Origin of the sequence: Lutibacter aestuarii, from assembly GCF_042676885.1 — a bacterium.
GTDB classification, from domain to species: Bacteria; Bacteroidota; Bacteroidia; order Flavobacteriales; family Flavobacteriaceae; genus Lutibacter; species Lutibacter aestuarii.
Genome location: NZ_JBHTIC010000018.1, coordinates 69,760 through 89,099 on the forward strand (window position 1 = coordinate 69,760; position 19,340 = coordinate 89,099).

A 19,340-nucleotide genomic window follows, 5' to 3' on the forward strand; every position below is an offset into this window, starting at 1 on the left:
CTATTTCACATTTTTTTGATAAACTAAATTACTAATATTATTTTGTTTAATTGGAAAAAATAAACTAAACATAAAACCAGTAATAACACAAGTAGGTATAGCTATTAATGGATAAATATAGAAATTTAAAGGGGTATTATATTTAATTATTACTAATACTATAATGCTCAATACTGCTCCAATTAAGGCGCCTATCCAGTTTGATTTTTTTATAAAAATCCCTAAGATAAATATCCCGGAAATTGCACTTCCAAATAGCCCAATTATTTCTTGAAAAAAGAAAAATATTGATTTTACTGGAAAAGCAGCCATTAAACAAGCTATTACTGTTCCAAAAACACCAACAATTAGCGTAATATATTTTGCTAATATTAACCCTTTACTGTCTGAATATGATTTTGAAAATCGCTTATAATAATCAATAGTAACTACTGTTGATACCGTATGCATGCTACTATCTAAACTAGACATTGATGCTGAAAATATTCCAGCAATAACTAACCCTGCAACTCCTGGAGGTAAATGATTTGTTATAAATAATGGAAAAACACTATCGTTTTGCATTCCAACTGTTAAAAACTCTGGGTGCTCTTTAAAATATACATATAAAAAAGTTCCCATTCCAAAAATTAATATTCCAAAAGGTATTGCAATGATACCATTTAACCATATACTTTTTCTAGCCTCTTTTTCATTAGAGGTTGTCATATATCGCTGAACTACTGCTTGATCTGTTGTATAAGATGAAAAATTTAAAGCAAATGAACCTAAAAAAAGAGACCAAGTAACAATTTCAGTAAAACTAAATCTAAAATCAATCATTTTAAACTTGCTATCTTCAACCGCCACTTTAAAAATATAGCCAATATCGCCAACTTCAATAACAATAAATACCAACCCTGCAATTAACCCTAAAATTAGCACTATAACTTGCACAACATCTGTCCAAATAACAGCTTCAATCCCCCCCATATAAGTATAGAGTATTGCCAAAACACCCATTACAATTATTGCTAAATAAATATCCATACCCATTACAGTTGACAATGCTAGAGCTGGTAAGTAAACAACAACTCCCATTCTTACTAATTGAAATAAAACAAATGTTGAGCTACTAAAAATTCTTATCGTTACATTAAATCTTTTTTCAAGATATTCATAAGCTGTAGTTAAATTCAGCTTTCTAAAAAATGGTAGATAAAAAGTTATAATTATGGGTACAATTAATAAAATTGAAAAATAACCTAAATAAGCTTGCCAATCAAATGAATAGGCAAGTGCTGGTTGCGATAAATAAGTTATTGCGCTTAGCATAGTTGCATAAATACTTAACCCAGCTGCCCACCAAGGTATACGTCCTCCTCCTAAAAAATAATCGTTAGTGGTATTATTTCTTCGTGAAAAAAACCACCCCATAAAAATCATCAAAGATAAATAGAGTATTAAAGTAAGATAATTTACTATACCAAAACTAGCTTTATAAGGTTTAAAAGTTAAAACTTTAACTTTATTGGTTCTAATTCCAGGGCTTATTTCACCTCCAGGAATTATAATATTATTTCTCCATTTTACAGCTTGTGTTACAATTTGAGTTTCATCATCTAATTCACCCTTCTTTACCCAAGTATCGGTAATGGTGTGATAAACCCAAATTGTTTTAGAAAATGAGGTGTTTTTTAAAAGTTCTTTAGATTTGATTTCAAGTTGTTGTAATTTATTTTCTAAAGTTTGATCTTTATTTTCTTTTAATGTGTTTATTTCTTCTATTATTGATATTCTTTCTGATAAGAATTGCCTTTCTCCTCCAGCACCTCCAAAAATAAGAATATGCGAATCTCCATTTTTAATTGCAGGCGCAGCAGCTAAATAACCTTTTTTTATTCCTGGGGTTAAATTACTTGGAATTGATTTTTTCTTTGTCCATTTAATTTTATGAGGATCATATTCATACACATCAGATAACATTTCATACTTAGTTTTTGCTGTAGGATTTACATATAACCCACTAAAAACATACAAGCAATTTTGATGTCCATTACTTTGCCCTACTACCACAGGCTGGATCCTACCTTTTCCAGGAAAATTTGGAAGTATTTCCCATGTATATGCTTTTTTAATAATAGAAGAAGACAAGCTAAAAGAAAGAAATTTTGATGTAGATTTTTGATCTTTTAACTGTTGCCCACCTACAAGATAAACCAAGTCTCCAATAACACTTCCTCCCATATTTGACAAAGGAATGGGCATTGGAGGTAAAAATTCTATTTCAACCGTTTTACTTTCTTTATTCCACTTAAGAAAAAACACTTCGTTATAAATTCCTTTTTCATTATCACCTCCAATACATAAAACTCCTTTTGATGTAGTGATTGAAACTCCATTAGCCAATGGTCTAGGAAGTTTTAAAGATACTTTATACCATTTAGAAGCATCTACTGTTTTCTCTAAAACATAAATTACATCATACCATTTTTTAACGCCATCTTCCCATACAGGTTTATCAGGGTAATTGGTTCCTCCAGCAAGTATTAATACATCATTATGCACTCCTATAAAAGAGCCATTTAAACCTTTAGTATTTGGAATATCTATTTCATTGGTAAATGAAAATATATTTTGTGTTTGAGAATTACATATTGACATTAAAAATATGCTAAATACTAAACTTGTAAAAATCTTTGGCAATCTCATATTCTAAGTAACTCTTTTATATTTATTTAGATGAAATACAAATATATCAAAAAATGTATTATGTACAACATATAACATTTATTAAAATTCATCTATAGTACATGTTTTCTTATTTTATTTCTCCATTTTTTATACCCTTTATCCGATAAATGTAATCCATCATAAGTAAATTTAGACTTTAAAAAACCTTTAGAATTTCTAAATGACTTATAAAGGTTTATATAAACCAAATTAAATGTATTTGCTAAACTTTTTAAATGTAAATTAACTTGTTTAATTTCTTGTTGTTTATTTTTATGTCCATAAAATTTTTCTCCAATCATTGGATTTACAGGCAATAAACTTTGAATATATAACTCAGTCTCTACCGAGTTTTGAAGAATATACTCAATTATTTTTTTGCAATTTTCAATTACATGCTTCGTATTGTTCCCTCTTGCCAAATCATTAATTCCAATAAGTAAAAATATTTTTTTAGGCTGAGAAGAAATCACTTCATCTAATCTATTTAAAATTCCATCGGTTACATCTCCGCTAATTCCACGGTTTACAGCATTTATATTTGGAAATAGGTCTTTCCAGTTACCACCTTCCGTAATACTGTTTCCTAAAAACACGATTTCATTTTTTGTATCAGCTTCACTTTTAAAAAGTTCATATTTTTTGTAATAATGTTCTGAATATTTTTTTTGAGAATAACTGTTAATTGTTAAACAAAAAACAACTAATAGGAGAATGTATTTTTTCATAAAATAATTTATTAATTTGTTCTAAATTTTAAATCCTTTACTTCCTTAATACCCAATTCATTAATATTAATGGGAATACAAGTAAACATCCATTTCCAAGAGTTTTCTCCGTGAGGAATTTTTAATAATATGGTATTCCATCCTTTTTTAAGATTTACTTTAGTAGGATTTCTATAAAAATAATCTTCATCTATAAATGGTATTTCATCAGTTTTGGTTGCTAAATTTGGTTGTTTCCAAACAGGAGGTTCAATTTCTTGTTTGTTTACCCAAATTTTAGGATTGGTGGTATGCCACTTTCCAATATTTGGAAATGGACCAATACGTCTTCCTCCAGAACGCGACCAACCTTGAAAACCAATCCAGAAATCTTGAACTTTATCTTTTGGCGAATAAATTTCTGAATATGCATAATACGTTCCACTATTTTTATCTGTAAATGATGGAAATCCGAAAAAATGTTTTAAATGAATAGTACCGCCAACAATAGAATCGTTCCAAGTAAAAGTTTTACCTTCAGTTTTGTAGCTCTCTTTTATGTTGTTTTCTACTTCAAAAGTAGTGTTAAAATCTCCATAATGGTTAAAAGGACCAATAATTTTCCAATTAATATTAGTCTGTGCTACATACGGAAATTCCTTTCCTTCAAAAAATAAATCTCTATGCGCAATTACTTTTTCTTCAAAAAGTTTAAAATCGTTAAACTCTTTTGTGTGTTGTTTTGGTAATTTTGCCCAATACTCTTTGTAATTTTTTGTACGTCCTTTCCAAATAGCATCCGAATAAAATACCATTGATGGATATATAGGGTTTTGTTTTAAAATGTCTCTTTCATGTGCTACATTATTATCTGGCCACGCACATAAAATGCCGCCTAAAGCAATTTTATCTCCTTGTGGTTGCCTACAGGGTTGCTGAAAAAATAAGCGAGACATTCCTGCAAATGGATCTAAATGATTGATGTAATTTGCTCTAGAATCTATAAATCGATGTCCTTTTCTAGGTGCATGTTGTGCCCAAAGTTGATTTATTGATGTTGAATCTTCGGCTATTTCAATACCTTCTTTCCAAACAATTAATTCTCTATTGTTGGGTTTGATAAAGTTCATAATTTCTAAAATAAACGCTTTTGAAACATACTCTTCTTTATTACGTACTTCATCGGTTCCAATATGAATATATGGCATATCTTCTGGAGTTGTTAAACTCATTAATTCTTTAAAAAGAGCTAATAAAACAGGTAATGCTTGTTTGTCTCGCATAGATTCAAAACCTAAGGCTGTTCTAAAGGCTCTAGAATGCCCTGGAATATCAAATTCAGGTATTACAGTAATATGCCTTTCCTTACAAAAAGCTACAATTTCTTTAAAATCTTCTTGTGTGTAAAACTTTCCTTTTTGTCTGGTTGTTGCATTTTCATCTTGCAATTGCGGATATAATTTACTTTCCAATCTCCACGCAGGATCGTCTGTTAAATGCCAATGAAAAATATTGTATTTATAGTTTGAAAGGACTTCTATTTGTTCTTTTAATTGTGGAACTGACTGAAAGTTTCTTCCAGTATCGTGCATAAAACCTCTAATTTTAAACGCAGGCCAATCGGTAATATTTAGTGTAGGGAATTCACCGTTATTTTCATTTTTTCTGAAAAGTTGCTTTAAAGTTTGAATTGCATAAAATGCGCCTCTTTGAGTATTTGTAATTATAGTAATTTCTGAATTTATTTGAATTTTGTAAGCTTCTTCACTATTGTTTTTCGCAATGTTTTGTTTAATGAAGTTAATTTTTAAACCATTATTAGATACTTCAATACCATTTTTTTTAAAAAAAGCAACTAATTTGTTCGTTTCAGATTCAAAAACTGTATTTGAAAATGTAATAGTTTTAAAAGAAATTTCAGTTTCACCATAACTAATTTCTTGAGGCGATGGAATAATTGGATATTTTACTTGTAAAGTTGTACTATCAGATTCAATTGTTGTACAAGTATTTAAACTAAATATAGTTCCGAAGCTACCAATAACTATAAACAAAAAGTTGAATAAAAAAAGACGCATGCTGAGAGAATCTTATGTTCTAATTAATCTAAAAACAACAACATCTCTGCTAGGTATTTCTATAGTAAATTCTTTGTTACTAGATCCAATAACTTTATCTTTCCAAAGATCTTTTACCTGATAATTACCAGAAAAACCTTTAATTTTAATGGTAGACCAATTTACTTTATATTTTTTATTAGTAATGTCTCTATTAAACAAACAAATTGCAATATCACCATTTTCTAAGGGTTTTTGCCAAATTTCAAAATTTCCAAAATCTTCAATCTTAAAGCCTTGTTTACCTATAATATCTTGATTTACAGCAATTAAAGCTTTATTTGTTAAAATATCTTGATCGTTTATAGACATTGCTCTTAAATCGTTTCCTGCCATAAGCGGAGCTGCTAACATGCACCACATACTAAAATGGGCTCTGGCTTCATTTTGTGGCATATCATTATTTCCAACAGCTAACATATCGGGATCGTTCCAGTGTCCTGGTCCGGCATATTTTTCTAATCCAACCTGCATATCTACAATATTTGTCCAACCGATATGATTGTCCCAAACATCTCCATCAAATCTACCTTTCATATCAATATCTAGTGTAGTTCTCCATAAATGTCCTACGTTTTTTGCCCATTCCCAAGGTTTGTTTTCGCCCCACTCGCACATACTAAAAACAATTGGTCTGCCAGCTTTATATAAAGCATCACGCATTTTTTTATAAGAAATTTTAGCATCTTGGCCTTCAGTAAAACACCAATCATACTTTAAATAATCCACATCCCATTTAGCATACGTTTTTGCATCTTCTAATTCAAAGCCTTTACTTCCAGGGCGACCAGCACAGGTTTTTGTTCCAGCATCTGAATAAATCCCAAATTTTAGTCCTTTTGAGTGAATATAATCTGCTAAACTTTTAATTCCAGAAGGAAATTTTTCTTTATCTACAATAATATAACCATCTTTATCACGCCCAATCTGCCAGCAATCATCAATTACAATATATTCATAACCAGCATTTTTTAAGCCATTTTCAACCATGGCATCTGCCATTTCTTTAATTACTGTTTCATTTACATTTTCACATTGAAAACTGTTCCAACTATTCCATCCCATTGGTGGAGTTTGTGCTAAATTTTCAAATTTTTGTGCAAAAATAGTACTTGTGACTAGTAAAACTGATACTAAAAAAAAAGATTTAAATTTCATTTTATTTAATTTTAGATTATTCTACTAGATTTGAGAATGTAGATGCTGGTAAACCTTGTTTATTTATTAAGTTTCCTTTTGTAAATGGTGTATAGCCATATTTTACATACCTCGGATTTTTAATTTCTGAAGACCAAACTTCTAATATATTTTTATTAATTTTAGCTTTTGCAGGCACAAATAACTTCTCTGAATTAGCAATAAAAATATCGGTTACTTTTTCTCCATTTGAAGTTGTTAATCCTTCGGCATGTTTAAAATAAACCTGTAATTTGTTTCCTTTTACATTTACAAAATCGAGTAGTGGTCCTGAAAATTCGTTTGAGAAATTATAATTTTTATGAAGTGCAATTTTTGACAAGCGTTCACCTACAACCCATTTCTTTTTTGGATGTACATCTGTTTTATTGCCAACATCTAAAGAAACAGCCATTCCTGTATTTGGTATTTCTAATAATCTTCTTTGTGAATCTCTAAATGCTCCCCAAGTTGGTCTTTCAATACTGCTTAATTGTACAAAATAAAAAGGTAATTCAGGATTTTTAAAATGAAACCGCCAATCTTTTACTAATAATTTAAACAAGTTGGAATGTAATTCAGGTTGTTCTGCATTCGATTCACCTTGATACCAAATAACACCTTTTATTCCATAATTCTTAATAGGCATTATTCCAGCATCAAATAAGGTGGTAGGTTGATAAGGATGTCTTGCTTTTATGTTTGTATTTTTTTCGTTCTTCATATTTAACACAATTCTTTTAGCAACCCAGCTATCAACAAGCGGATTTAAATGTGTATCGTTTAGCAAATCTACTGTTGCATGTGTTTGCTCCATAGTTTCTCTGCTAATCCAACTTTGAATGGGAGAGCCGCCAATAGCATTGCAAATAATACCAACTGGAATATTTATTTTTTTTTGAAGATTATAAGCAAAGGTATATGCAACTGCTGAAAAATTTTCAAGATTTTTAGTTGTTGTTTTTTGCCAGCCAGATGATTCAAAATAATTGGTTGCATTGCAATTTAAAAGTTCATCTTCTGTAAATTTCTGACTAGACAAAGCTTTTCCATCCATTGAAAACAAGAAAACATTTTTATTTAAAGAATCTTTTAAAACCGTTGCAGCACTTTCCATTGATTGCACCTTAAAATCCATATTAGATTGTCCAGAAGCGAGCCAAACCTCACCAACGTATACATTCTTAATAGATATAGCTGTATTTGATGTGGCTATTTTTAAATGAAATGGACCACCTGCTTGCATTGGCTCATAAGCTAATTTCCAATTTCCATTAAAGTCAGTTATTGTCGTTTTTACTTTGTTGTTAAATTCAATCGTGATCTTATCATTATAATTGGCTGTTCCTTTGAAATTTATAGTTTTATTTCTCTGTAATACCATGTTTTCACCATATAATAAAGGCACTTTTAAACCACCGTAATTGCCAGAAATAGCACCATACACTTTTTCAGCAATTATTTTAGCACCTTCTTTAGTTGGGTGTAAATTATCTGGGAAATATTCAGGAAAACGATATAAGGGTTCGTGTAAATCAATAACTTTAACATTAGCTTTAACACCAATCTGTTCAATTTTAGTTTGAATTTCTTTAAAACTTTCTCTCATTCCTTCTTCAAACCAATGATGTCCAGAAAAAGTAGGAGTCATTTTACAAATAATAACAGTCGGTTTGGAAGGGAGATTTTTATAGGTAGCAATCATATCTAAATAATCGCTTTCAAACTCTTTTTTATGTTGTGGCCAATTGTTATTCCCTTGGTCGTTTAATCCTAAATGTATAATTACAATAGTTGGTTCAAATTCTAATGATTTTTTAAAAACTTCTTTATCCCAATATGGTTTGTGGCCTTTTTTTAACATAGTAGCTCCAGAAAAACCAAAATTAGCTACTTTATAATTAGCACCTAATAATTGTTGTAATTGAGCTGGATAGCTATTATTTTCTCTATTTTCTATACCATAGCCATATGTAACACTATCTCCAATACAGGCTACTTTAATAGTTTGACTTTTACAAATGGATGAAATAACAAAAGCCAAAATAACAATAAAGTATTTCATTTTTTTTGAATTCATGACCTATGCTTTTTATAATTTAAAAACAATGGATTATTAAAATTTATGGACTTAAAGTATCTTTTCCATCGGTTAGCCATTCTAAAGAAAAACTTACAAATGGATTTTTGGTATATTCATCTTGTTCAAAAAACAACCCTATATCTCCATTTTTTAGAATGGTTAGAGATGAATAAGCAGATGAGCCAGCATAAATAGTTTTTCCTTCGCTCCAAGTTTTTCCTTCATCGTAACTTATTCTAACGGTCATATTTTTTCTTCCTTTTTCCATTTTTGCATTTGAAAAAAGTAATCTGTTTTTCTTATAACCATCTTCAATAGCAGTATAGCGAATAATACTGGCATTACAACCTGGGTCAATTAATTCTGGGGCTGCGTTGGTTTGCCAAGTTAGGCCTTCATCTGTTGAAGTATGCACATAACGTAGACCTTTTCCATTTACTCTGGCATTTATCATTAAAGTTCCGTCTGCAAGTTCTATTATTTTAGATTCATCTGCTGGTTGAATAGGCACATCAATAAAATACCAAGTTTTTCCGTGATCATCACTTCCAAATACGTGTAGTCCACTATTTAAATTTACCATTGTATGCAATAATTTACCTGTTTTGGTTTGAATTCCTCTGCCTGAAGTTATAAATTTAAAATCATTATGCCATTCAGGTTTTGCAATTTGACTTGTAATATCAGTTGGGTCACTCCAAGTTTTACCATTATCGGAGCTTTTTACAACATGTAAATAATAGATGTCTTTTTCAGCATCTAAATCCATATAATTATAAAAAAGAAATATTTCATTGGTAACACTATCAACAATCATAGAAGGGTCTGAGGCTGATTTTCCATAGGGAAAATCTACAACAGTTTCAATTTCAGACCAAGTTTTACCATTATCAGAACTTCTTCTAACAATAATATTAATGTCTTTACTCCATTTTAAATCTCCACAACCAGGAACTCGCTCATCTATTGAAGCAATTAAATCTCCATTTGGAGCAGTAACAATTGAAGGAATTCTATAACATTCTACATTTTCATTCATAGAAGCATTAAATAAATCTTGAAATACTAATGTTTCCTTTTCAATTTCTTCTTTATGTGTTTCATTTTGCTTTTTTAAATTACAACTCAATAAGCATATTGAAATTAGTAGTAAGGATATTTTATTCATTTTAAAAGTTTTATACATATTAAATTATTCATACATTTTATCTAAATCAGTTTTTGAAAGTTCTTCTAAAAAATTTGCTACTTTTTGAGTTACAATTTTTAAAAATTTAGCTCCTTTCTCTTTAGTTGCTTTTTGAGGATTTCCAACTCCAGTGTCGTTACTTATTTTACCCCATTGTCTTTGAGCAGACACCCACCCTTCTCTTAGTCCAACAATTTTAAACTTTTTTTCATTTCCGTTTCCTGCTTGTTCAAGAGACAGTGTTAAGTTTGGTTTAATATGCAACATTACTGATGTTTCTAATTCACCTGCATGGTCACCTGGGGTTTCAAAATATTTATTTGCATTTTCGACTTGCCACCAATTTAGTGAGCATATAAATACTTTTGGAAATTCTAAACTTAGTTCTCTAATAATTTGTTTAAAGTTGTTTCCTCCATGTGAATTTACAATTACCAACTTTTCAATATTTTGATTATTTAAGACTTGAACAATATCTTTTAAAATTGCATATTGTGTAGATGGGTTCATATTTATACATAACGAAATATCCATTTGTCCAGTATTTACACCAAAAGGAATTGTAGGTAAAACAATTACTTTTTCATTATTTTCCCAAACAATTTTAGCTGCTTCTTCAGCAATATATGTAGCTTGAAAATTATCTGTAGCATATGGCAAATGATAATTATGAGCTTCTGTAGCACCCCAAGGTAAAACAGCAACTTTAAAATTCTCATTTTTAACAAATTTCCAATTTGTTTCTGCTAAAATATATGGCCTAATTTTAGATTCCATTTTTAAATGTTTTAGTTTTTTTAAAAGCTAAATTAATTTTTAAATACTGCGTAAAATCACACTGCTATTTATTTGTTTTAATTGATGTTTCAATTTTTTCAAATGATTTCCAACATTGAAACATAGCTCTAGGAACATGAAAACATCCTTTCCATTTACCTCCTTTTAAATTTAATAAAACTTCTCCTTGTCTATTTAAATATCCAAACCATTCTCCATTTTTTGAATCAGAAAAATGTGACCAAGTATAATCATGTACTTTTTCATACCAAGTTATTAATTCTTCTCTTCTAGTATGTTCATAAGCTTTACTAAGCGCCACTAATGTTTCTAAATGAACCCACCATAATTTTTGATCCCATTCTAATTGTTGTGGAGGTTTGCCATAGGCATCCATAAAATAAAAGATTCCTCCATACTTTGTATCCCAACTATATTCTAAAATTTTTAAAATTGTATCTGTAGCCTTTTTAATTAAATTATCATCATTCCTTCTAACACCAATATCTATCATAAACCACATAGCTTCTATACCATGTCCTGGATTTAAAAGACGCCCATTAAAACTATCTTCATGTATTCCATCTAAGCCAACAAATTCATAGATTAAACCAGAGTTTTTATCTCTAAAAACACCCATAACCTCTCGAATACTAAAATCTATTGTGTCTTCAACTTCTTCTTTTTCTAAAACATCTTCTAATTCTAAAACTAAATTAGATAAGATCATAGGTAACGCAAAATTTTTTAAAGGTCTTGCATTGGTTGTTTTTTCATATACCCCTTTTGGATTTTTTTTCTTTTTTAATATGTTTCTATAAGTTTGTTTTGCAAGTTCTTTTATTTTCTCATCTCCTGTAGCTATCGCATATTGACTAAAAGCCATTGCGGCAAAACAATCTGAAAAAATGTTGTATGGTTGCACTAATGGTTTACCATCACAAGTAGTTGAAAAATAAAAATTACCATTACTATCCATCCCATGTTTACATATAAAATCAACACCAATTTTAGCTATTTCAAGCCATTTATTATTTTTTTCAACTTTATTATAGAGCATAGAAAATAACCAAGCTTGCCTTCCTTGAAGCCACATAAATTTATCGGAATCATAAACTTTACCTTCATCATCTAAACAGGTAAAATAACCTCCATTAACCGTATCAATTGAGTTTTTTTCCCAAAAAGGAATAACATTTTTCAATAATGTATCTTTATATAAATTTGAATATTTTTTCATTTTTTTATGTATAACATAATACAAATATAGTTTTTTTTATATATATTTGAAAGAAACTAAAATTATTATTTTTGAATTTTTGTTATTACATTAGCTGTTGCTTTTGAATTCAAACAAATTCATACTCACCAATTTATATTTAATGAAATATTTAACAAAATTAGAACCCTTAAAAAATTTATCATTAGTTGATAAAGTTGAAATACGCCTAATAGATTTTTTTAAAGAAAATAAACTGAAAATAGGTGATTCTATTCCAAAAGAATTGGAATTTGCCGAAGCTTTAGGAGTAAGTAGAACAGTGGTAAGAGAGGCACTTTTAAGGCTTAGAACCATTGGTATTATTGAGTCTAAAAAACATAAAGGCATGGTTTTGACAGAACCTGACATAATTTTAAATATTGAAAAAGCACTAGATTCAAATTTACTTGGAGCAGAAATGTTAAAAGACATATTTGAACTTCGTTTAATTCTAGAAATGGGAATGATTGAATTATTATTTGAAAGAAAAACCGAAGAGGATTTGATTGAACTAGATGCTATTGTTACACAAATGGAAAAAGACAATACTGATACCGCAATATTTAGTTTAGATGCCGAAATTGCTTTCCATGGAAAACTATATGAAATGTCTGGAAATAACACATTACAAAGATTTCAAAATTTACTACTACCTGTATTTCAGTATTTTCATGAGCACAAATTAAAAAACTATGATAGTTATAAATACTCTAAAAAATTTGTTACTCATAGGGAGCTTCTAAATTATTTAAAAGAAGACAATTTAAAAGGGTTTAGAAAAGGTATGAGACAACATTTAGAACCTCATTTTGATAGGGTTTTAAACGCCACCTTTAAATCTTAACTGTTATATATTCTTTTATTTTGAAATTGATATTATTTGCAGTTAACTATTATAAATAATTAATGAAGCCATAACAAAATACACTATAACACTTTTACTAATATTATACGTTAATCAATTTAAAAATTAATTTATTTTTTGAAGATTTTTAAAATGTATTTAAACTAAGAATTTTCAATAAAAACGAGAGGTTTATTTAGTTGCATCCAACACCAAATAGACCTCTCGTTTTTTAAAATTAACTTGAAAATTTAAAACGTTATTTACTTAAATAATCCAATATTCCTAATTGATCAAGTTCATACTTAATTTCTTCATAAACTTTTTTAGTTGGAGTACTGTGTGGAAACCTACTTGGACCACAATCAACCCCTAAAGTTTTCATAAACCCCTTTCCAACTCCATTAAAACCTCCTTTTTCATCTAGTATTTGAACAAACCGAATAGCTTTAGATTGCAGTTCTGAAGCTTCTGCGATTTTTCCAAATTCAAACAGCTCTTTAATCTTATAATAAATTGGAGCTATATGATTGTAAGTACTTCCAACCCATCCTGTAGCACCTAACGATAAGCTTGAAATAAAAATTTCATCAAATCCAAATAAAATATTGTATTTACCACCTTGGAAATTTTTACACTGTAAATAATCAATTAAGTTGTTATTTGTAAACTTAATACCTTTTAAATTTGGAATTTGATTAGAAGCTAATTTTAAAAATTCTAACATATTTAAATTAGCACCGCTCAATAATGGTATATGATAATAATAAAAAGGTAAATTTGGAGCACTTGCTGCTACTTCTTTACAATATTCTACTAACTTTTGTACACTATTTAACTTAAAGTAAAATGGTGCTAGTACTGCTATAGCATCAACTTTGTTAGAAGCATGTGCAGCTAAATCCTTAGCTACTTTTAAACTAGGATCTCCTACGTGATCTATTAAATATAAATTTGAGGATTTAGTTTTTGACCATGCTAGTGTAATTTGTTTCCGCTCCTCTGTAGTTAATGAAACAAAATCTCCAGTGGAGCCATTCATAAAAACTCCTTCAACTTTATTTTTTATCAAAAATTCGCTATAAGATTTAATAATATTAACATTCAAGGAACCATCAATATGCATAGGTGCATATGTAGCTGCTATTAAATTATTCACTTCCATATAATAAAAAAGTATTATGTATTACATATGCAATATTATGCATTTTAAATTTATTGACAAAATATATCAAAAACTTTATAAACTATAATATACAGTATTTTATAATCTATACTAAAACCATTATAAAAACAATCTAATAATTTTATTATGTTATACATATACATTTTTTTCTTTGGAAATTTAAATATTTTATTATAATATTGCTTTATGTAATACATAAAACTAACTTAATTATGAAGTACAAATTATTTAAAAGTATGTTAATGCTTGTTTTTATGATCTATGGCTTATCCGCAACAGGACAAGAGAAGGTCATAAGTGGAACAATCACAGATAGCAGCAATCAACCGCTGCCTGGGGCAAGTGTCCTAATTAAAGGTACAGTGACAGGTGTTAATAGTGATTTTGACGGAAACTATTCTATAAATGTTAAAACAGGAGATGTTCTTGTTTTTAGTTTCGTAGGATATAAAACACAAGAAATTAAAGTAGCTAATGCAACATTAATTAATGTTACATTGAGCGAAGATTCTAACGTGTTAGACGAGGTAATTGTAACTGGATATGGTTCACAAGCTAGAACCACACTAACAACTTCTATTTCAAAGCTTGACACACAAGTGTTAGAGACTTCGACACGGTCAAACGCGGCAACAGCTTTACAAGGGCAAGTTGCTGGTTTACGAGTTACCAACAATACTGGTCAACCAGGTTCTACACCTTCTATTATTTTACGTGGAGGAACAACATTTGGTGGAGGAGGTTCTCCTTTAATTTTAATTGATGGTGTTCCAGGATCGTTTTACGCTTTAAATGCTGATGATATTGAATCTATTGAAGTATTAAAAGATGCTGCGGCAACTGCTATTTATGGAGCTAGATCTGCAAATGGTGTTATTTTAGTAACAACAAAAACAGGTAAAGTAGGTAGATCTTCTATTTCTTATAAATATAAGTATAGTGTAAACCACGAAAGGGCTGATATGGAATATTTAGGTGCAGCGGACTTTATTACTTACAACAGACAAGCTGTAGCTAATTATACTGAAGTAACTGGAAGAACAAATTTTGATTCAGGGTTTTTAAATAATGGAGCAACTGCTTTTTCAACTGGAAATAACACAACAACTTCAGCATTTACAACACAGTTTTTAACTGCTGATAATCAATATTTATTAAATCAGCCAGGTTGGAAAACTGTAGCTGACCCGCTAAACCCAGGTAAAGAAATTTTATACTTAGATAACGATGTAAGTAAAAATATTTACCAAGACAGTGCATCTAAAGATCATTATTTATCTTTTGATGGCGGTAATGAAAAAGGTACTTATTACCTTGGTTTAGGTATATTAGATAACGACGGATTAATTCTAGGTTCTGGATTTAAAAGATATTCAGGTAAATTTACTGGATCTTATGAGGTTGTAAAGAATGTAAAAGTTAACTCTAGTGTTTTATATTCTCACTCTAATTTAAGTTTAAGTCCACTTGGAGGAGATGATACTGTGTTTAGAAGATTTCAAGGGCAAGCACCAACTTCTAGAACGTATGATAATAATCTAGACGGTACATTATCTGATATTTTAAGTCCAGGAACAAATCAAGGTTTTGGAAACCCATTATACTATCAAGATAAGTTTATTAGAAAAAATTTAGAACAACGTTTAGCTGCTACAGTTAGTCTTGATTGGGATATTTTAGAAAACTTAAAAGCATCTGTGCAAGGTAGTCATACTACTATTAACAACCATAACGAGAGTTTTAATAGAGCATATACTACTGGGGCAAGTACAAACCCATTAAACACATCACGAAATGCTTCAACTAGCTTAAGAAGAGATTTAGTAACTCAATTAACAGGGACATTAAATTACACTAAGTCTATTGGAGATCATAGTTTTAATGCCTTGGTTGGTGCAGAGTATTTTAAAGAAAATAAATTTTATTCAAGTGCTGCAACAAAGGGTTCACCTACAGATTTAATTGAAACATTAAACGCTGGTGCGGAGCCAACTGATGCATATAGTTTTGAAACAGAATATGCACTAGTATCTACTTTTGGTAGATTATTATATGATTTTGATAGTAGATATCTTTTATCTGCAACTTTTAGACGTGATGGTACTTCTAGAATTGGAAATGAAAAATTTGAAGTTTTCCCAAGTTTATCTGTTGGGTGGAATGCTCATAACGAAGACTTTATACAAGACTCACCAATTAGCAAATTTGTTTCTAAATTAAAACCAAGATTAAGTTATGGTTCTAACGGAAACCAAGATGTACTTAGTAATTATGGTGTTTTTGGATCTTATGGATCGCAAGGTGTTTATAATGGTCAAACAGGTTATGCAAATACAGGATTACCTACTTTAAACCTTGTTTGGGAAAGTTCAACAACTTTTAATGCTGGTTTAGATATATCATTTTTAGACGGCAGACTTAACTTTATTACAGATGTATATTCAAGAGATGTTAAAGGGAAATTAGCAAATTTAACCTTACCATACTGGACAGGGTTTAGTGGTATATTAACAAACAATGGAACGCTAAGAAATAAAGGTTTCGAATTGGAAGTAAATGCCGATGTAATTAGAAAAGAAGAAATCACTTGGAATATAGGAGCTTCATTTTCTACTAACAAAAATTACGCAATTAAACTACCTGACAATGATTTTGATTTAAACAGACAAGGTGGTACAGAAATTTACAACCCTAAAACAGGACAAAATGAATATGTTGGAGGGTTACAAGAAGGGCAACGTATAAACGATTATATTGTAGCATACGAGCAAGATTATATTTATGCAGATCAAGCTGCTGTTGATGCACACGCATCTAGAGTAGATGAATTATTACGTAATCCAACTCAACGTTTTCCAGGAGATGTTGCTTGGGTAGATCAAAATGGTGATAATGTAATTAATAGTTTAGATAGAAAAATAATTGGTAGAGCTACACCAACTTTAATTGGTGGTTTAACATCAAGTGTAAGTTATAAAAACTTTAACTTATTCATTAAAACAGATTTTGCTACTGGTCATATGGTTCATAATCATATTAGAGGAAAAGGTTTGGCACAAACGCAAGGTAACTTAAACCAACCAATTGAAGTATTAAACTCTTGGTCACCTACTAATACTGATACAGATTTACCACGTTTTATATTTGTAGATGCACAAAGTAATATTTATAGAGGAGGAACAGCAAGTAGTCGTTTTTGGGAAAAAGGGGATTATTTAGCTCTTAGAGAAATTACATTTAGTTATAGTGTACCAACAAAATATTTTAATGATGTTGTGCAAAAACTTAATGTGTATGTAACAGGAAGTAATCTACATTACTTTAAAAGTTATTCAGGTGATTCACCTGAAGTAGGTGGTTTTCAATATGGAGAATTCCCTATGCCTAGAACAGTAACATTAGGTCTTAACTTAATATTCTAAAATTAAATAAAATGAAAAAATATATTTACATACTATTAGCTACGGTTATTTTTAGTTCTTGTGAAAGTGAACTTGAATTATTTAGCCCTAGTGAATTAACAGCCGCAGGTTTTTGGAATACAGAAACGGGCGCAAAAGCAGGACATACCGGTCTATATGGTACCTTAAGAGGGAGTAACAGTGCGTTATGGATGTTGGGAGAATTAAGAAGTGATATTTGGGGTGGTGTAACTTTTGAGTCTCCATCTAATGTTAGTTTTATTGAGTCTAATTTTAACGCAACTACAGCGCCTTTTGGAGCTTGGGGAGGGTTTTATACAAGACTACACAGATTAAACGATTTTATAATTAACGTGCCAAAAGTAGATTTTGTTAATGAAAGCGAAAAGAATCATTTATTAGGTCAAGCTTATGGACTTAGAGCATTCTATTATTACACATTAACAAAAACTTGGGGAGATGTACCAATTGTATTAGAACCTTTAACAACTGTAGATCCATCAAACTTAGGTAAAGCTAGATCTCCAGAAGCAGAAGTTATGACTCTTATAAAATCTGATATAGAAGAGTCTTTAAGGCTTTTCGGATCAGACAATAGTTTTTGGTTAGGAAGCAGAGTATATTGGTCTAAAGCAGCAACCTTAGCATTAAAAGGAGATGTTTATATCTGGTCTGGAAATGTACTAGGAGGTGGTAATGCAGATTTTACAGCTGCAAAAACTGCACTTCAACAAATTGCTTCTATGGGTATTACTTTAGAAAGCAGTTACGAAAACTTATGGGGTAGTGGAAATGAAAATAATAATGAATTCATCTTTGCTATTCAATATAAAGAAAACGAAGCTACTAACTTTTTTAATAGTATGGTTGGTAGATCAACTGAAATTTATCCAAACTTTGATGATAAAGGAAATTCAATGAATGGAGCAACTGTAGATGGTGCTAATAGATACGGTCCATCAGAAAAAACGTTGGTGTTATTAGATGATAATGATGACAGTCGTAAAGCAACCAATTTTATTTACCTATATTCAAATGATAATGATGGAGCAGGATATCCAAATTATGATGCTGCAAATTACTTTGGAGCTATATTTAATAAATTTTTAGGTGATGAAGATGGAACAGGTGGAAGAATTTTTGAAAGTGATACACCTATTTATAGATATGCAGATGTGCTATTATTATTAGCTGAAGCAAAAAATCATTTAGGAGAAGATCCTTCGGGTGAAATTAACCAAATTAGAGCAAGAGCATATGGAGATAATTATGTATCAGCTACTCACGGATATATAAATGGTTCAAAAGTCGACAATGCTAATGCAATTTTAGAAGAGCGTTACAAAGAGTTTATTGGTGAAGGTAAAAGATGGTGGGATTTACGTAGAGCTGGAGATAGCTTTGTATATGATAACAACGATTATATTTCATCATCAAAAAGTTATTTATTAAAACTTCCTATTACAGTAGATATGATTGGTAGAAATCCTTTATTAGAACAAACAGAAGGTTACAACTAAATTTCAAAAATTGTTTGATAATTAAAATTGAGTTAATTAAATTTAGGAAGGCTTTAAACCTTCCTATTTTTTTAAATTTTTATATTACAATGAAATCAAGAAGAAACTTTATAAAAAATACAGCAATCGCAGGAGCTGGACTTACCCTGCTACCAAACATGTCATTTGGATTAAATTCCAATGTGTTTGGAAAAGATCAAAAAATCAGAGTAGGGATGATTGGAGTAGGCTTACGTGGCACCAATCATTTAAATAATGTCTTATTAAGAAATGATGTATTGGTCACAGCCATTTGTGATATTGATCCCAATAGAATTTCCATTGCATTAGACCGAATAGAAAAAGC

Annotated in this window: 13 protein-coding genes; 4 read left to right on the forward strand and 9 right to left on the reverse strand. The window is 29.9% G+C overall.

The genetic code is table 11. The features are described 5' to 3' along the window. The 8 genes from ACFQZW_RS11925 to ACFQZW_RS11960 all read right to left on the reverse strand — a co-directional run bounded on the left by ACFQZW_RS11925 (window position 1) and on the right by ACFQZW_RS11960 (window position 12,001). Window positions 1-2,643: a sodium:solute symporter family transporter gene (locus ACFQZW_RS11925; protein WP_386783244.1), complete on the reverse strand. Its 2,643-nt coding sequence runs from the start codon at window positions 2,641-2,643 to the stop codon at window positions 1-3. Between the two features lie 140 nt (window positions 2,644-2,783). Next, window positions 2,784-3,440, reverse strand: coding sequence for a GDSL-type esterase/lipase family protein (locus ACFQZW_RS11930; RefSeq protein ID WP_386783246.1), 657 nt, complete (start codon window positions 3,438-3,440; stop codon window positions 2,784-2,786). Window positions 3,441-3,451: 11 nt separating this feature from the next. Beyond that, window positions 3,452-5,497, reverse strand: a complete 2,046-nt coding sequence (locus tag ACFQZW_RS11935; protein WP_386783248.1) for a family 20 glycosylhydrolase — start codon at window positions 5,495-5,497, stop codon at window positions 3,452-3,454. A 12-nt stretch (window positions 5,498-5,509) separates the two neighbouring features. Next, window positions 5,510-6,694, reverse strand: a complete 1,185-nt coding sequence (locus tag ACFQZW_RS11940) for a glycoside hydrolase family 27 protein (protein WP_386783250.1) — start codon at window positions 6,692-6,694, stop codon at window positions 5,510-5,512. A 16-nt stretch (window positions 6,695-6,710) separates the two neighbouring features. Then, window positions 6,711-8,792: a GDSL-type esterase/lipase family protein gene (locus tag ACFQZW_RS11945; protein ID WP_386783252.1), complete on the reverse strand. Its 2,082-nt coding sequence runs from the start codon at window positions 8,790-8,792 to the stop codon at window positions 6,711-6,713. 43 nt (window positions 8,793-8,835) lie between these two features. Continuing rightward, window positions 8,836-9,963 (reverse strand): sialidase family protein, encoded by a 1,128-nt coding sequence (locus ACFQZW_RS11950; RefSeq protein ID WP_298265537.1) that lies wholly within the window; start codon window positions 9,961-9,963, stop codon window positions 8,836-8,838. Window positions 9,964-9,987: 24 nt separating this feature from the next. Beyond that, window positions 9,988-10,761, reverse strand: a complete 774-nt coding sequence (locus ACFQZW_RS11955) for a creatininase family protein (RefSeq protein WP_386783255.1) — start codon at window positions 10,759-10,761, stop codon at window positions 9,988-9,990. A 64-nt stretch (window positions 10,762-10,825) separates the two neighbouring features. Beyond that, window positions 10,826-12,001, reverse strand: coding sequence for an AGE family epimerase/isomerase (locus ACFQZW_RS11960; RefSeq protein WP_386783258.1), 1,176 nt, complete (start codon window positions 11,999-12,001; stop codon window positions 10,826-10,828). 142 nt (window positions 12,002-12,143) lie between these two features. Between ACFQZW_RS11960 and ACFQZW_RS11965 the strand changes: the two genes are divergently transcribed. Next, window positions 12,144-12,866 (forward strand): FadR/GntR family transcriptional regulator, encoded by a 723-nt coding sequence (locus ACFQZW_RS11965; protein WP_298265530.1) that lies wholly within the window; start codon window positions 12,144-12,146, stop codon window positions 12,864-12,866. Window positions 12,867-13,125: 259 nt separating this feature from the next. Here ACFQZW_RS11965 and ACFQZW_RS11970 read toward each other — a convergent pair whose 3' ends face one another. Next, window positions 13,126-14,031 carry a dihydrodipicolinate synthase family protein gene (locus ACFQZW_RS11970; protein ID WP_372801719.1) on the reverse strand — a complete coding sequence of 302 codons (906 nt, stop codon included), beginning with the start codon at window positions 14,029-14,031 and terminating at the stop codon, window positions 13,126-13,128. 233 nt (window positions 14,032-14,264) lie between these two features. Between ACFQZW_RS11970 and ACFQZW_RS11975 the strand changes: the two genes are divergently transcribed. The 3 genes from ACFQZW_RS11975 to ACFQZW_RS11985 form a co-directional block, all read left to right on the forward strand. Next, complete coding sequence (locus ACFQZW_RS11975; RefSeq protein WP_386783261.1) at window positions 14,265-17,474, forward strand: SusC/RagA family TonB-linked outer membrane protein; 3,210 nt, start codon at window positions 14,265-14,267, stop codon at window positions 17,472-17,474. Between the two features lie 11 nt (window positions 17,475-17,485). Further along, window positions 17,486-18,994: a RagB/SusD family nutrient uptake outer membrane protein gene (locus tag ACFQZW_RS11980; RefSeq protein ID WP_386783263.1), complete on the forward strand. Its 1,509-nt coding sequence runs from the start codon at window positions 17,486-17,488 to the stop codon at window positions 18,992-18,994. 89 nt (window positions 18,995-19,083) lie between these two features. Further along, on the forward strand, window positions 19,084-19,340 hold a 257-nt coding region (locus ACFQZW_RS11985), incomplete at its 3' end, for a twin-arginine translocation signal domain-containing protein (protein ID WP_386783185.1).

What these genes read in the sequence shown, in the direction of transcription:
- ACFQZW_RS11925 (WP_386783244.1), bottom strand. Translation starts at nt 2,643, where the DNA reads ATGTCAATATGTAATTCTCAAACACAAAATATATTTTCATTTACCAAT.
- ACFQZW_RS11930 (WP_386783246.1), bottom strand. Translation starts at nt 3,440, where the DNA reads ATGAAAAAATACATTCTCCTATTAGTTGTTTTTTGTTTAACAATTAAC.
- ACFQZW_RS11935 (WP_386783248.1), bottom strand. Translation starts at nt 5,497, where the DNA reads ATGCGTCTTTTTTTATTCAACTTTTTGTTTATAGTTATTGGTAGCTTC.
- ACFQZW_RS11940 (WP_386783250.1), bottom strand. Translation starts at nt 6,694, where the DNA reads ATGAAATTTAAATCTTTTTTTTTAGTATCAGTTTTACTAGTCACAAGT.
- ACFQZW_RS11945 (WP_386783252.1), bottom strand. Translation starts at nt 8,792, where the DNA reads ATGAATTCAAAAAAAATGAAATACTTTATTGTTATTTTGGCTTTTGTT.
- ACFQZW_RS11950 (WP_298265537.1), bottom strand. Translation starts at nt 9,963, where the DNA reads ATGAATAAAATATCCTTACTACTAATTTCAATATGCTTATTGAGTTGT.
- ACFQZW_RS11955 (WP_386783255.1), bottom strand. Translation starts at nt 10,761, where the DNA reads ATGGAATCTAAAATTAGGCCATATATTTTAGCAGAAACAAATTGGAAA.
- ACFQZW_RS11960 (WP_386783258.1), bottom strand. Translation starts at nt 12,001, where the DNA reads ATGAAAAAATATTCAAATTTATATAAAGATACATTATTGAAAAATGTT.
- ACFQZW_RS11965 (WP_298265530.1), top strand. Translation starts at nt 12,144, where the DNA reads ATGAAATATTTAACAAAATTAGAACCCTTAAAAAATTTATCATTAGTT.
- ACFQZW_RS11970 (WP_372801719.1), bottom strand. Translation starts at nt 14,031, where the DNA reads ATGGAAGTGAATAATTTAATAGCAGCTACATATGCACCTATGCATATT.
- ACFQZW_RS11975 (WP_386783261.1), top strand. Translation starts at nt 14,265, where the DNA reads ATGAAGTACAAATTATTTAAAAGTATGTTAATGCTTGTTTTTATGATC.
- ACFQZW_RS11980 (WP_386783263.1), top strand. Translation starts at nt 17,486, where the DNA reads ATGAAAAAATATATTTACATACTATTAGCTACGGTTATTTTTAGTTCT.